Origin of the sequence: Luteibacter aegosomatissinici (assembly GCF_023078495.1) — a bacterium.
GTDB classification, from domain to species: Bacteria; Pseudomonadota; Gammaproteobacteria; order Xanthomonadales; family Rhodanobacteraceae; genus Luteibacter; species Luteibacter aegosomatissinici.
The window spans coordinates 3,436,357-3,449,461 of sequence record NZ_CP095742.1 but is presented as its reverse complement, the minus strand read 5'-3'; the positions used below and the strand labels follow the sequence as shown (position 1 = coordinate 3,449,461).

At 64.8% G+C, this 13,105-nt stretch carries 12 protein-coding genes; 8 read left to right on the top strand and 4 right to left on the bottom strand.

The window, feature by feature from the left end; translation table 11 throughout:
* Window positions 1-84: 84 nt before the first annotated feature.
* A complete protein-coding gene (locus L2Y97_RS15500) occupies window positions 85-1,425 on the bottom strand; it encodes a dihydroorotase (protein WP_247428288.1) in 1,341 nt (446 codons plus the stop codon).
* Entirely contained in the window at window positions 1,418-1,678 is a 261-nt protein-coding gene (gene yidD, locus L2Y97_RS15495) for a membrane protein insertion efficiency factor YidD (protein WP_247428286.1), read from the bottom strand. Before yidD ends, L2Y97_RS15500 begins: the two co-directional genes overlap by 8 nt.
* A 121-nt stretch (window positions 1,679-1,799) precedes the next feature.
* Between yidD and dksA the strand changes: the two genes are divergently transcribed.
* On the top strand, window positions 1,800-2,837 hold the full coding sequence (dksA, locus tag L2Y97_RS22555; RefSeq protein ID WP_425492772.1) for an RNA polymerase-binding protein DksA: 1,038 nt from the start codon (window positions 1,800-1,802) through the stop codon (window positions 2,835-2,837).
* 76 nt (window positions 2,838-2,913) lie between these two features.
* Window positions 2,914-4,332 (top strand): nicotinate phosphoribosyltransferase, encoded by a 1,419-nt coding sequence (locus tag L2Y97_RS15485; RefSeq protein ID WP_247428284.1) that lies wholly within the window; start codon window positions 2,914-2,916, stop codon window positions 4,330-4,332.
* Between the two features lie 87 nt (window positions 4,333-4,419).
* Here the strand turns inward: L2Y97_RS15485 and L2Y97_RS15480 are convergent, their stop codons facing one another.
* Both L2Y97_RS15480 and cysS read right to left on the bottom strand, forming a co-directional pair.
* Window positions 4,420-4,860, bottom strand: coding sequence for a SufE family protein (locus L2Y97_RS15480; RefSeq protein ID WP_247428282.1), 441 nt, complete (start codon window positions 4,858-4,860; stop codon window positions 4,420-4,422).
* Complete coding sequence (cysS, locus tag L2Y97_RS15475; protein WP_247428280.1) at window positions 4,857-6,236, bottom strand: cysteine--tRNA ligase; 1,380 nt, start codon at window positions 6,234-6,236, stop codon at window positions 4,857-4,859. The genes L2Y97_RS15480 and cysS overlap by 4 nt, the downstream gene beginning before the upstream one ends.
* Before the next feature lie 205 nt (window positions 6,237-6,441).
* Between cysS and L2Y97_RS15470 the strand changes: the two genes are divergently transcribed.
* The 6 genes from L2Y97_RS15470 to argC all read left to right on the top strand — a co-directional run bounded on the left by L2Y97_RS15470 (window position 6,442) and on the right by argC (window position 13,100).
* The gene (locus tag L2Y97_RS15470; protein ID WP_247428278.1) at window positions 6,442-7,002 is read left to right on the top strand and encodes a glycine zipper 2TM domain-containing protein; all 561 of its coding nucleotides are present in this window, start codon (window positions 6,442-6,444) and stop codon (window positions 7,000-7,002) included.
* 395 nt (window positions 7,003-7,397) lie between these two features.
* Window positions 7,398-8,429 carry an N-acetylornithine carbamoyltransferase gene (locus L2Y97_RS15465; protein WP_247428275.1) on the top strand — a complete coding sequence of 344 codons (1,032 nt, stop codon included), beginning with the start codon at window positions 7,398-7,400 and terminating at the stop codon, window positions 8,427-8,429.
* A 94-nt stretch (window positions 8,430-8,523) separates the two neighbouring features.
* Window positions 8,524-9,732 (top strand): argininosuccinate synthase, encoded by a 1,209-nt coding sequence (locus tag L2Y97_RS15460; protein ID WP_247428272.1) that lies wholly within the window; start codon window positions 8,524-8,526, stop codon window positions 9,730-9,732.
* A 10-nt stretch (window positions 9,733-9,742) separates the two neighbouring features.
* On the top strand, window positions 9,743-10,840 hold the full coding sequence (locus tag L2Y97_RS15455) for an acetylornithine deacetylase (RefSeq protein WP_247428270.1): 1,098 nt from the start codon (window positions 9,743-9,745) through the stop codon (window positions 10,838-10,840).
* A gap of 37 nt (window positions 10,841-10,877) precedes the next feature.
* The gene (locus L2Y97_RS15450) at window positions 10,878-12,143 is read left to right on the top strand and encodes an acetylglutamate kinase (protein WP_247436815.1); all 1,266 of its coding nucleotides are present in this window, start codon (window positions 10,878-10,880) and stop codon (window positions 12,141-12,143) included.
* Window positions 12,144-12,152: 9 nt separating this feature from the next.
* A complete protein-coding gene (gene argC / locus L2Y97_RS15445; protein ID WP_247428268.1) occupies window positions 12,153-13,100 on the top strand; it encodes an N-acetyl-gamma-glutamyl-phosphate reductase in 948 nt (315 codons plus the stop codon).
* The last annotated feature ends 5 nt before the right edge of the window (window positions 13,101-13,105 follow it).

Genomic DNA, 13,105 nt, shown 5'->3' with positions numbered 1-13,105 from the left:
GCAATCGTCCAGGGCGGCGGTTGCAGGAGCGCGCTTGCGCGCGATCCGGGAGCTCGGTCTCGCCGCAATCCATTGCGAATTTCCTCATCGATCGAACTCGAGGCGCTGGCCGCGAATGCTGTCGTCGACGGTCTTGCCATCGAACACGCGCTGCCCGTTCACCCAGGTGGAGGCAATGCTGCTACTGAAGGTGTAGCCCTCGAACGGCGACCAGCCGCACTTGGAGAGCACTTCCTGGCGGGTCACGGTATGCGGCTTGTTCGGGTCGACCAGGACCAGGTCCGCCGCATAGCCTTCGCGCAGGAAGCCACGGTTCATCACATTGAACAGCTTCGCCGGGTTGTGGCAAACGGTCTCGACCACGCGCTCCAGGGTGAGCTTGCCTTCGGTCACGCGTTGCAGCGCGCCCTGCAGGGCGAACTGCACCAGCGGCAGGCCCGAGGGGGCCTTGTCGTATTTCTGCTCTTTTTCTTCGAGCAGGTGCGGAGCGTGATCGGTGGCGAGCACGTCCAGGCGGCCCTCGGCCAGCGCCTTGATGATTGCCTCGCGGTCGGCTTCGTCCTTGATCGCCGGGTTGCACTTGATGAACGAGCCCTTCTCGTCGTAATCGGCCTTGCCGCCAAAGTGCAGGAAGTGGACGCACGTCTCGGCGGTGATCCGCTTGCCTTCGATCGGGCCTGGCTCAAACAGGGCCAGCTCATCGGCCGTGGAGATGTGCAGCACGTGCAGGCGGGTGTTGTGCTTCTTCGCCAGTGAAATGGCCAGCCGGGTCGACTTGATGCAGGCCTCGCGCGAGCGGATATGCGGGTGTTCCCACATGGGGATGTCCTCGCCGTACTTCTCGTGCGCCTTGGCCAGGTTTGCGTCGATCATGGGGGTATCTTCACAGTGCGTGATGATCGGCACGGGGGTGTCGCGGAAGATACCGTCGAGCGTCTCCGGGTTATCCACCAGCATGTTGCCGGTGGAGGCACCCATGAACACCTTCACGCCTGGTGCAGCTTTGGGATCGAGCTTGCGGATGTGCTCAAGGTTGTCGTTGCTGGCGCCCATGTAGAACGCGTAGTTCACGACCGATTTTTCGGCGGCGAGCGTGTACTTGTATTCCAGGCTGTCGCGATCAAGTGCGGGTGGCTTGGTATTCGGCATTTCCATGAAGCTGGTGATGCCGCCGGCCGCGCAGGCGCGAGATTCCGTGGCCAGATCGGCCTTCTGGGTAAGGCCGGGCTCACGGAAGTGGACCTGGTCGTCGATCATGCCCGGCAGCAGGAGCAGGCCGCTGGCATCGATCACTTCTTCATCACGCTCTTTTTCCAATCCCTGCGCGATCTTCGCGATTTTTCCGTCGCGGATGCGAACGTCGGCGACGAACCGCTTGTTTTCATTCACCAGTTCGGCGTTCTTGATCAGCCAGGCATCAGTCATGGGTATGAGCTCCTTGGGCGCCGCAGCGGCGCAGGACAAAACGGTCGGGGACAGGATCGTGCCCACCCTCGCAGAGGGGCTGGCAGCGCAGGATGCGCCAGCTGCCCAGCACGAAGCCCTTGAAAGGGCCGAACCGGGCTATGGAAATCCGTGTGTAATCGGAACAGGATGGATGGAACCGGCAATTAGCCCCTAGCAATGGGCTGAGCCACCGCTTGTAAAGGGACAGCAGGAAGAGGAGGAGGCGGGTCACGTTCTCGAAAGGCCAGGTGGGTGCCGGCGTCGGGTATCTGACAGTATCCCAGAAGATAGGTTGCTGGGGTAACGCATCTGGGCTATAACACCCCGCCGCCACGGCCACCGAGGTGAAGGAAATGGCGAAAAACGCTCGTAGTTCCACCGTTGCCAAGGCTGCCGCCAAGAAGGGCGGGGCAGGTGACGCGACGAAGACCAGGACGGTTGCGGCCGGGGGCAAGGCACCGGCGAAGACGGCGGTGCGCGCGGCGGCCAAGCCAGCGGCAAAAACCGCAGCGAAAACCGTGGCAAAAACCGCGAAGCCGGCGACCAAGGCGGCTCCCGCGAAATCCGCTCCGGCCGCCAAGAAGGCGGCTGCGGCACCGGCGGCGAAACCCGCCGCCGCAAAGAAGGCGCCCGCCAAGGCGGCGCCCGTGACGAAGGCGGCGGCCCCCAAGGCGCCGGCCAAGCCTGCGGCAAAGGCACCGGCCCCCAAGGCCCCGCCAGCGCCCGCGAAGAAATCGGCCCCGGTGGTGGAGCATTCCGCCGCCAAGGCCACCCCGAAGCAGCAGGTGAAGGCATCGCCGGCACCCGCGCCGGCACCGGTGGTCAAGGCCACCGCCCCCGCCCCTGGACGCAAGGCGTCCGCGGTGGGGAGCCCTCCCTCATCCAGTAACGAGAAGTCCAAGCAAACCGGCATGAACAGCACCACTCTTGACAACGGAATCACGAAGGAAGACGGCCGTTACGCGTTGCCGGCTTCCACGATCATCGACCTGCCGAAGGGCTACAAGCCTGACGACAGCGAGGAATACATGAACCCGCGGCACCTCGCCTACTTCCGCAACAAGCTGAAGGATTGGCGTGAGCAGCTGGTCGAGGAATCGCGCCAGACCATGGATAACCTCCGTGAGGAAGTCCGCGATGTGGGCGATGAGGCCGAGCGCGCCACCCGCGAGACCGAAAACTCGCTGGAACTCCGCACCCGCGATCGCTACCGCAAGCTCATCTCCAAGATCGACAAGGCCCTGCGCCGGATCGAGGAAGGTCGTTACGGGTTCTGCGAAGAGACCGACGAGGAAATCGGCGTGAGCCGCCTCGATGCGCGTCCCATCGCCACCCTCACGCTCGATGCGCAGGAGCGCCGCGAGCACCTGCAGAAGCAGATGGGCGACTAAGCGCCGCATCGTTCGTGCAAACGTGAAAACCCCGCCCGCAAGGCGGGGTTTTTCGTTCCTACCCGAGGCGGCCTTGATGTTTCCGCACCTGCAGAACCTGATTCTCAACACCGACAGTTACAAGGCCAGCCATTGGCTGCAGTACCCGCCGGGTACCGATGCCACGTTCTTCTACGTGGAATCGCGTGGCGGCGTGTATGACCGAACGGTGTTCTTCGGCCTCCAGGCCATCCTTAAGGGGTGGCTGGCCCACCCGGTAACCCACGCCCACGTGGATGAGGCGCGCGAGTTTTTCGCGGCCCATGGCGAGCCGTTCAATGAAGAGGGCTGGCGCCACGTGGTGGAGACGCACGGCGGCCGTCTGCCGATGCGCATCCGCGCGGTACCCGAGGGCAGCGTGGTGCCTACGCACCAGGCGTTGGTCACGATCGAATCGACGGACCCGCAGGCGGCATGGGTGCCCAGTTACCTCGAGACCCTGCTGTTGCGCTTGTGGTACCCGGTGACCGTGGCCACGCTGAGTTGGCAGGTGAAGCGCTGCATTGCCGGCTTCCTTGATAAGACCAGCGATGATCCTGCCGGCCAGCTTCTCTTCAAGCTGCATGACTTTGGGGCGCGTGGCGTTTCTAGCGCGGAATCCGCCGCCATGGGTGGCATGGCCCACCTGGTGAACTTTCGCGGTACCGATACGGTGCAGGGTGTGTTGGCCGCCAGGGCGTTCTACGGCGAACCCATGGCGGGCTACTCGATCCCGGCCGCCGAGCACAGCACGATCACAAGCTGGGGCCGGGATCGCGAGGTGGACGCCTACCGCAACATGCTGCGCCAGTTTGCGAAGCCGGGTTCGCTCGTGGCGGTTGTGTCGGATAGCTACGACATTTTCCATGCCGTGCGTGAGCATTGGGGCCGGGCATTGCGCGATGAGGTGATTGCTTCCGGCGCGACCCTGGTGGTGCGCCCGGATTCGGGAGATCCCGTCGAAGTCGTGCACCAGTGCGTCGCGTTGCTCGACGAGGCATTCGGCAGCACCGTGAACGGCAAAGGCTACAAGGTGCTGAACCACGTCCGTGTCATCCAGGGAGATGGCGTAAATCCGCAGAGCATTCGCGCCATCCTCGAGCGGCTGACCGGCGCGGGTTATGCCACCGACAACATCGCGTTCGGCATGGGCGGCGCCCTCTTGCAGAAGGTCGATCGCGATACCCAGAAGTTCGCCCTGAAGTGCTCCGCCGCGCGCATTGATGGCCGGTGGGTCGATGTCTTCAAGGCACCCGTGACCGATGCGGGGAAGTTCTCCCAGCGCGGGCGCCTGACGCTCACTCGCCACCGTGAATACGGCACATGGAAGACCGTATCCATTCCTGACGGCGTGGAGCGCCCAGGGGACGTGGTGCTCGACCACGGCTGGGAGCACGCCATGGAAACCGTGTGGGAAAACGGCGTGCTGCGGAAGGACCAGACCTTCGACGAGGTCAGGGCCCGGGCGGACCTTTAGGAGCGCGCTTGCGCGCGATCCGCCGGCAGGCGGCCCCGCCCGGGCCAGGAGCATCGTGCGCAAGCGCGCTCCTACAGGGGCATGGCGTTATGCCAGCGCTTCGGCCGCGTACGCCTTGATTCGCACCAGCATGGCCGCGAGGCCATTGGAGCGGGTGGGGGAGAGGTGCTTCGCGAGACCGATCTCCCGGATGTACGACGGCTCCGTATCCACGATCTCCTGCGCTGAACGGTCCGAGTACACGCGCAGCAGCAGCGCGATAAGCCCTGAAACGATCGCCGAGTCGCTGGTCGCTTCAAAGTGCAACCGCGATGCATCGCCCGCGCGGGTCAGCCACACCATCGACTGGCAGCCGTGCACGCGGTTCTCTTCGTTCTTTTCCGCATCGGGGAAGGGCGGCAGTTGCTTGCCCAGGTCGATCAGGTACTGGTACCGCTCGGTCCAGTCGCCGAAAAAGCCGAATTCCTCGGCAATGGCGGCCTGGGCTGCGGCGGCGGTGGGTTCCTGCGGTTCTACGAGGTTGTTCATGCCTTCACTACGCTCCAGCGCGTGCCCTGCGCGCCGTCTTCAATAGCCACGCCCAGCGCCTTGAGCTGATCGCGAATGGCGTCGGAGCGGGCGAAATCCTTCGCCGCGCGGGCGGCGCGGCGTTCCTCAAGGAGGGCCTCGACCATGGCGGCGTCGATGGCATCGCCGGGGTTACCTTGCTGGAACCACGCTTCCGGATCCTGCTGGAGCAGGCCCAGGAGGGCGCCGCCATTGAGCAGGGCAGCCTTCGCCGCGATGCGCTCATCGCCGTTCGCCCGGCGGGCCGCGTCGGCGAGCTGGGACAGCTCAGCCAGTGCCTGCGGGGTGTTCAGGTCGTCGCACAGCGCAGCTTCCACCGCCGCCGGGACCGAGAACTCACCCGGGGGCACATCGGCCAGGTCGCGCAGCACGCCGTACCAGCCATCCAGCGTGCGTACCGACTGGGTAAGGGCGGCATCCGACCAATCAAGGGGCTGGCGGTAATGGCCGCGCAGCAGCATCAGGCGCAGGGCCTCCCCGGGGTGTTTGGTCAGCAGTTCGTGCAACTGGAGCACGTTGCCCAGCGACTTCGACATCTTCCGCCCTTCGAAGGTCAGCATGCCGTTGTGCAGCCAGAACCGCGCGAACGGCTTGCCACCATGGGCGCAGACGCTCTGGGCGATCTCGTTCTCGTGGTGCGGGAAGGTCAGGTCGACGCCGCCGGCGTGGATATCGATGGTCTCGCCCAGGTGGGCCTCGCTCATCGCCGAGCACTCGATGTGCCAGCCAGGGCGGCCACGGCCCCAGGGGCTATCCCACCCCGGAAGGGTCTCGTCCGAGGGCTTCCACAGCACGAAGTCACCCGCATCCTTCTTGTACGGGGCCACCTCGACGCGGGCGCCGGCAATGAGCTCGTCCGGGTCGCGACCCGAAAGCGCACCGTACGCGGGGTAGGAGGCCACGTGGAACAGGACATGGCCCTCGGCCTCGTAGGCGTGCTTCGAGGCAATCAGTCGCTGGATCATCGTGATGATCTCGGCGATGTGCGCGGTGGCGTGGGGCTCCACGTCGGGCTTGGCCACGCCCAGCTTCGCGATGTCGTCTCGGTAGGCCTGGGCAAAGCGGCCGGTGATCTCGGTGATGGGCACGCCCGCAGCAGCGGCGGCGGTGTTGATCTTGTCGTCCACGTCGGTGATGTTCCGGGCGTAGACCACGTTCGGGTAATGCCGGCGCAGCAGGCTGGCCAGCACGTCGAAAACGACCGGCGGCCGGGCATTGCCGATATGGATGTAGTTGTAGACGGTGGGCCCGCAGACATACATGGTCACCCGGTTCGGATCGAGCGGGGCGAACGCTTCCGTGCGGCGAGTCAGGGTGTTGTAGAGCGAGATCGTCATCGGGTGTCCATGCGGGGCGGGCCGGCGGCCTGGGCCGGCCTGAAATAGTAGCAAGGCCGGGCGCTGACCGTGCACGCGCGAACCGCGAAATGGTTGACAGCAGGCCGCGGATTCCTGCGGGGAAGACCTAAGCGTGGATTCAGCGTGATCTTGATGAAATGACACCCAGTAGGCGCTCTTGTGCGCCGGCTGGAGGTTTTCCTAAATGTCTCGCCTGCTTATCCCCGCGCTGATCCTCGCGGTTTTCGCTACCGGTGCCAGTGCCCAGGATCGTTACGGCCCCCCGCCGCCCCCGCCGTCGCAGTCGGCAGGGCCGGATGACAACACCCATTTTGGCTGGGCGGACGTGCTGCGCGTCGACCCGGTGTACGGCGTCGCCCGCGTGGAGACCCCGCGCCAGGAGTGCTACGACCAGCAGGTGACGACCCGCCAGCAGGGCAGCGGCAGCACGGCCGGGACGATCCTGGGTGCGGTCGTGGGTGGCGTGCTGGGCAATACGGTAGGCAAGGGCGATGGCCGCAAGGCCGCGACCGTGGCTGGCGCGGTGGCCGGTGGCGTGGTGGGCAATAACGTGTCGCGCAGTGGCGATACGGTCTACCAGGGCACGGAAACCCGCTGCCGCGACGTCAGCTCGGTGACCGAGCAGCGCCGCATCGCGGGCTATGACGTGGAATACCGCTACCGCGGTGAGGTCTACGTGTCGCGTCTGAACTACGACCCGGGCGAGCGCCTCCGCGTCCGCGTGAGCGTCTCCCCGGCCGACTGACCGGTTCCGGCAAGGCAGATGGGAAGGGCCGCGAGCAATCGCGGCCTTTTTCTTTTGCCGAGCCCGGCGAGGCCGAAGGCGCACCGGCTTGTTCCCAAGCCTCCCCGGGCAGTTGCGCAGCGCACCAATCCACGGCATTATCGACGCTTCACCTTTTTTCCGACCCCGACCGTGTCCCACGCCGACTACACCTCGAACGTCTATACCAGCGCCCGCATGGCCGCAGGAATGACGTCCCGTGCTCGTCGACCGTACATTGGATACTCGGCCGGGTAGGCTGTCGCGCGCATTTCATACGCAACGACTAAAAAACCCGGCCCCGTGCCGGGTTTTTTCGTTTCCGATTCCCCCTTCTTCCCACGGCCCCACCAGGCCACCGACCGATCTGGATCGCCATGACCGTTCGCCACTTCCTCAACACCACCGACTACAGCCGCGCCGAGATCGACGCCCTGCTCGCGCAGGCCGCCGAATTCAAGCGCTCGCCCCAGGGCCAGCAGCTGGCCGGCAAGTCCATCGCCCTGATGTTCTTCAACCCGTCCATGCGCACCCGCACCAGCTTCGAGATCGGTGCGTTCCAGATGGGTGGCCACGCGGTGGTGCTGGCGCCGGGCAAGGACGCATGGCCCATCGAGTTCGAGGTCGGCACGGTCATGGACGGTGACACCGAGGAGCACATTGCCGAAGTGGCCCGGGTGCTGTCGCGCTACGTCGACATCATTGCCGTCCGCGCCTTCCCCAAGTTCCAGGACTGGCAGGTCGATCGCCAGGACAAGGTGCTCAAGGCGTTCGCCCAGTACGCCACGGTGCCGGTCATCAACATGGAGACCATCACCCACCCCTGCCAGGAGCTGGCCCACGCGCTGGCCATGAAGGAGCACCTGGGTGACCTGCAGAACAAGAAGTACGTGCTGACCTGGACCTACCACCCGAAGCCGCTGAACACCGCCGTGGCCAATTCGGCGCTGCTGATCGCGACCAAGATGGGCATGGACGTGACCCTGCTGTGCCCCACGCCGGAGTACATCCTCGACCAGCGCTACATGGATTTCGCGGCGCAGAACGCGAAGGAAAACGGTGGCTCGCTGCAGGTCTCGCACGATATCGAAGCCGCCTACAGTGGCGCGCACGTCGTCTACGCCAAGAGCTGGGGCGCCATCCCGTACTTCGGCCGCTGGGATGAAGAGAAGGCCATTCGCGACGCAAACAAGCACTTCATCGTGGACGAAGCCAAGATGGCCCTCACCGACAACGGCCTCTTCAGCCACTGCCTGCCGCTGCGTCGGAACATCAAGGCGACGGACGCGGTGATGGATTCGCCCGCCTGTATCGCGATCGACGAGGCGGAAAACCGCCTGCATGTGCAGAAGGCCGTGATGGCTTCGCTCATGGCGCAGCCCGGCATCAAGTCGGGTCTCGGCTTCTGATAACACAGGCGGCGGCCCGCGCTGGCCGCCACCTTTCCGTAACGCCCTTGTGTTCGCCTTACCTCATTAAAACGCCTTGATTTCCGGAGCCAGCATGTCCAGCAAAGATATCGTCCTCGCCTTCTCGGGCGGCCTCGACACCAGCTTCTGCGTCCCCTACCTGATGGAGCGCGGCTATGCCGTGCACACCGTGTTCGTCGATACGGGTGGTGTGTCCGCGGAAGAGCGCGAGTACATCGAGCAGCGCGCCCACGAACTGGGCGCGGCTTCGCATCGCACGGTCGATGCCTCGCAGGCGATCTGGGATAGCTTCGTCACCCCGTTGATCTGGGCCGGCGAGTTCTACCAGGGCCAGTACCCGCTGCTGGTGTCCGACCGCTACCTCATCGTGAAGGCCTCGCTGGAGCGCTGCGACGAGCTGGGCACCAAGCTGTTCGCCCACGGCTGCACCGGCATGGGCAACGACCAGGTTCGTTTCGACCTGACTGTGAAGGCGCTCGGCGACTACACCATCATCGCCCCGATCCGCGAGATCCAGCGCGAGCACACCCAGGTGCGTGCCTACGAGCAGAAGTACCTGGAAGACAAGGGCTTCGAAGTCCGCGCCAAGACCAAGCACTACACCATCAACGAGAACGTGCTGGGCGTGACCATCTCCGGCGGCGAAATCGATGCGTGGGAGATCCCGGAAGAGGGCGCCGTGGCCTGGTGCGCACCGCGCGCCGAATGGCCGTCCGAACCGCTGCGCATCGAGCTCGGCTTCGACAAGGGCGTTGCCACCACGCTGAACGGCAAGGCTGCTACCGGCCCGGAAATCCTGGGGTTCCTCAACCGTGAACTGGCGAAGTACGGCGTCGGCCGTAGCCTGTACACCGGTGACACGAACATCGGCCTGAAGGGCCGCATCGTGTTCGAAGCGCCGGCGCTTACTGCGCTGCTGACCGCGCACCGTGCGCTGGAAGAAACCGTGCTGTCGAAGCAGCAGAACCGCTTCAAGCCGGAAATCGGCCGCAAGTGGACCGAGATCGCCTACGAAGGCTTCTTCAACGATCCGATCAAGGCTGACCTGGAAGCCTACCTGGTGAGCACCCAGCGCAAGGTCGATGGCAAGGTCATCATCGAAACCCGCGGCGGCACCGTGTACGCCGTGAAGGTGGAATCGAAGAACCTGCTGCACTCGAAGAAGGCCACCTACGCGCAGGCCGCCGACTGGGGCGTCGCCGAAGCCGAAGGCTTCATCAAGCTGTACGGCATGAGCTCGACGATCTGGGCTGAAGTCGACCGAGCCAACGGCGGGAAGTGATCGAGCACCCATGGATAATCTCCTGAAGGAAACCCTCGACCACCTGCGTGCGCTCGTTTCGTACGACACGCGCAACCCGCCGCGTGAGATCGGTACCGGTGGCATCTTCGATTACCTGCGCGCGAACCTCCCGGGGTTCGACGTGCAGGTGACCGATTTCGGCGCGGGCGCGGTGAACCTGTACGCCGTGCGTGGCACGCCGAAAATCCTGTTCAACGTGCACCTGGATACCGTGCCGGATTCGCCGCACTGGACGGCGAGCCCGCACGAACTTCGTGTGACAGACGACCGTGCGATCGGCCTGGGCGCCTGCGATATCAAGGGTGCTGCGGCGGCACTGGTGGCGGTCGCCAACGCCTCGAAGGGCGACATGGCGCTGCTGCTCTCCACCGATGAAGAAGCGAACGATGCGCGCTGTATCGATGGCTTCCTCAAGGACAAGCCGGCGTACGATGCCGTCATCGTCGCAGAGCCGACCAAGGGTGAAGCGGTGCTGGCGCACCGTGGCATCCTGTCGGTACTCATGCAGTTCAAGGGCCGCGCCGGCCATGCCTCGGGTGAGCAGAAGCCCTCGGACAGCGCGCTGCACCAGGCGGTGCGCTGGGGCACGGCGGCGCTCGATCATGTGCAGTCGCTCTCGCACGAGCGTTTCGGCGGGCTCACCGGCCTGCGCTTCAACCTGGGCAAGATCGAAGGCGGCATCAAGGCCAACGTGATCGCTCCGGCCGCTGAGGTGCGTTTCGGCTTCCGCCCGTTGCCGTCCATGGACGCCGACCAGCTGCTGGAGACCTTCCGCACGCTGGTCGATCCGCAGCCGGTGGAGTTCGGAGAGACCTTCCGCGGCGACTCGCTCCCTGCGGGCGATACCGCCACGGCTGAGGCACGCCGCCTCGCTGCGCGCGATCTGGCCGATGAGCTGGAGATCCCGGTGGGTAACGCCGTCGATTTCTGGACCGAGGCCGCATTGTTCTCCAAGGCGGGATACACCTGCTTCGTTTATGGTCCCGGCGATATCGCCCAGGCCCATACCGCCGACGAATGGGTCGCGCTCGATCAGCTCGCCCATTACGCCCAGACCATCCACCGGATCGTCGAACGTGGAATCTAAAAACACCCGCAAGACCATCGTCCGCCTGCTCTCCGCCATGGGCAGCGCGCGCGAGATCCAGCAGTACCTCAAGCGCTTCTCCCAGCTTGATGCCGCCCGCTTCGCGGTGGTGAAGGTGGGCGGCGCCGTGTTGCGCGACGAGCTCGCCGACCTCACCTCGTCGCTGTCGTTCCTGCAGCAGGTGGGCCTGACCCCCATCGTCCTGCACGGTGCGGGCCCGCAGCTCGATGAAGAGCTGGCCGCCGCCGGCATCGAGAAGAAAACGGTGAATGGCCTGCGCGTGACGTCGCCGGAAGCCCTGGCGATCGTCCGTCGCGTGTTCCAGTCGCAGAACCTGCGCCTGGTCGAGGCACTGCAGGAAGTGGATACCCGTGCCACCTCGGTACCGTCGGGCGTGTTCACGGCGGATTACCTCGACCCGGATCAGCTTGGCCTGGTCGGCAAGGTGCGTTCGATCAACCTGGCGCCGATCGAGGCCAGCCTGCGTGCCGGTTCCATCCCGGTCATCGCGAGCCTGGGCGAAACGGATTCAGGGCAGATCCTCAATATCAATGCCGATTTCGCCGCCAATGAGCTGGTGCGCGTGCTGCAGCCTTACAAGATCGTATTCCTCACCGGCACGGGCGGCTTGCTCGATGGCGATGGCAACATCATCGATTCGATCAACCTCTCGACGGAATTCGATCACCTGATCCAGCAGCCGTGGCTGCATTCGGGCATGCGCCTGAAGGTGGAGCAGATCAAGGATCTGCTCGACGATCTGCCGCTGACCTCGTCGGTCTCGATCACGCGCCCAGCGGATCTGGCGAAGGAGCTGTTTACCCACAAGGGCTCGGGCACGCTGGTTCGCCGTGGCGAACGCGTGCTGCGCTTTGATTCGTGGGAAGGCGTGGACCTGCCGCGAATGAAGACGCTGATCGAATCCAGCTTCGGCCGCACGGTGGTGCCGGATTACTTCGAGCGCACGAAGGTCTACCGCGTATACGTCTCGGAGAACTACCGCGCCGCCATGATCCTGACCATGGAAGATGGCTTCGCGTACCTCGACAAGTTCGCGGTGCTCGACGATGCGCAGGGCGAAGGCCTTGGCCGCGCCGTGTGGCAGGTGATGCGTGACGAGAACCCGAAGTTGTTCTGGCGTTCGCGCCACGGCAACGTCATCAACCATTTCTATTACGCGGAGTCGGATGGTTGCTACAAGCAGTCGCGCTGGAAGGTGTTCTGGTACGGCCTGGACAACTTCGCCGATATCGAACGCTGTGTCGCGCACTGCGCCACGCGTGTTCCCACCTTGCAGGACTGAAACCTAGCCATGGCCACCAAGACCATCGGTATCGTCGGCGCGCGCGGCCATACGGGCGCCGAGTTGATCCGCCTCATTGCCCGCCACCCGTCGCTGGAACTGGCGTTTGTGTCCTCGCGCGAGTTGGACGGCCAGCGCCTGGCTGAGCACAACGACGTGTACAAGGGCGAGCTTGCCTACACCAGCCTTGACCCGGCCGCGGTGGCGGAGCAGGGCGTGGATGTCGTCATCCTCGCCTTGCCCAACGGCAAGGCCGCACCGTACGTGGAGGCGATCGACAAGGCCGGTGGCAACACGGTCATCGTCGATCTTTCCGCGGACTACCGCTTCGACGAGCGCTGGTACTACGGGCTTCCCGAGCTGTACCGCGACCGCTGGCGTGGCGAGAAGCGCATCAGCAACCCGGGTTGCTATGCGACGGCCATCCAGTGCTCGATCGCGCCGATCAAGGACCTGCTGGCGGCGCCACCGGTGTCTTTCGGCGTCTCCGGCTACTCGGGCGCGGGTACCACCCCCTCGGACCGCAACGACCCGGACAAGCTGCGCGACAACCTCATGCCGTACTCGCTCACCGGGCACATGCATGAAAAGGAAGCCAGCCGTCACCTGGGCATGCCGGTGGAATTCATGCCGCATGTCGCGCCGCATTTCCGTGGCCTGACCGTCACCACTAATCTCTATCTGGCGAAGCAGGCAAAGCGTGAGGACATCGTCGCGAGGTTCGAAGCACGCTTTGCCAATGAGAAGCTGATCCACGTGGTGGATGAGGCGCCGTGGGTCAGCCAGATCGCACATAAGCACTACCTGGACGTAGGCGGCTTTGCGCTGTCGGTCGATGGCCGTCGCGTGGTCGTCGTCGCGACCCTGGATAACCTGCTGAAGGGCGCGGCCACCCAGGCCATGCAGAACGTGAACCGTGCGCTCGGCTTCGACGAGCTCACCGCTATTCCCCTGTAAGGATT

Excerpts from the sequence above, each read along its gene's own strand:
- argC (WP_247428268.1), top strand. The coding sequence starts at position 12,153 with ATGGCCACCAAGACCATCGGTATCGTCGGCGCGCGCGGCCATACGGGC.
- L2Y97_RS15500 (WP_247428288.1), bottom strand. The coding sequence starts at position 1,425 with ATGACTGATGCCTGGCTGATCAAGAACGCCGAACTGGTGAATGAAAAC.
- L2Y97_RS15470 (WP_247428278.1), top strand. The coding sequence starts at position 6,442 with ATGTCTCGCCTGCTTATCCCCGCGCTGATCCTCGCGGTTTTCGCTACC.
- cysS (WP_247428280.1), bottom strand. The coding sequence starts at position 6,236 with ATGACGATCTCGCTCTACAACACCCTGACTCGCCGCACGGAAGCGTTC.
- L2Y97_RS15460 (WP_247428272.1), top strand. The coding sequence starts at position 8,524 with ATGTCCAGCAAAGATATCGTCCTCGCCTTCTCGGGCGGCCTCGACACC.
- L2Y97_RS15455 (WP_247428270.1), top strand. The coding sequence starts at position 9,743 with ATGGATAATCTCCTGAAGGAAACCCTCGACCACCTGCGTGCGCTCGTT.
- L2Y97_RS15465 (WP_247428275.1), top strand. The coding sequence starts at position 7,398 with ATGACCGTTCGCCACTTCCTCAACACCACCGACTACAGCCGCGCCGAG.
- L2Y97_RS15485 (WP_247428284.1), top strand. The coding sequence starts at position 2,914 with ATGTTTCCGCACCTGCAGAACCTGATTCTCAACACCGACAGTTACAAG.
- L2Y97_RS15480 (WP_247428282.1), bottom strand. The coding sequence starts at position 4,860 with ATGAACAACCTCGTAGAACCGCAGGAACCCACCGCCGCCGCAGCCCAG.
- dksA (WP_425492772.1), top strand. The coding sequence starts at position 1,800 with ATGGCGAAAAACGCTCGTAGTTCCACCGTTGCCAAGGCTGCCGCCAAG.
- L2Y97_RS15450 (WP_247436815.1), top strand. The coding sequence starts at position 10,878 with ATGGGCAGCGCGCGCGAGATCCAGCAGTACCTCAAGCGCTTCTCCCAG.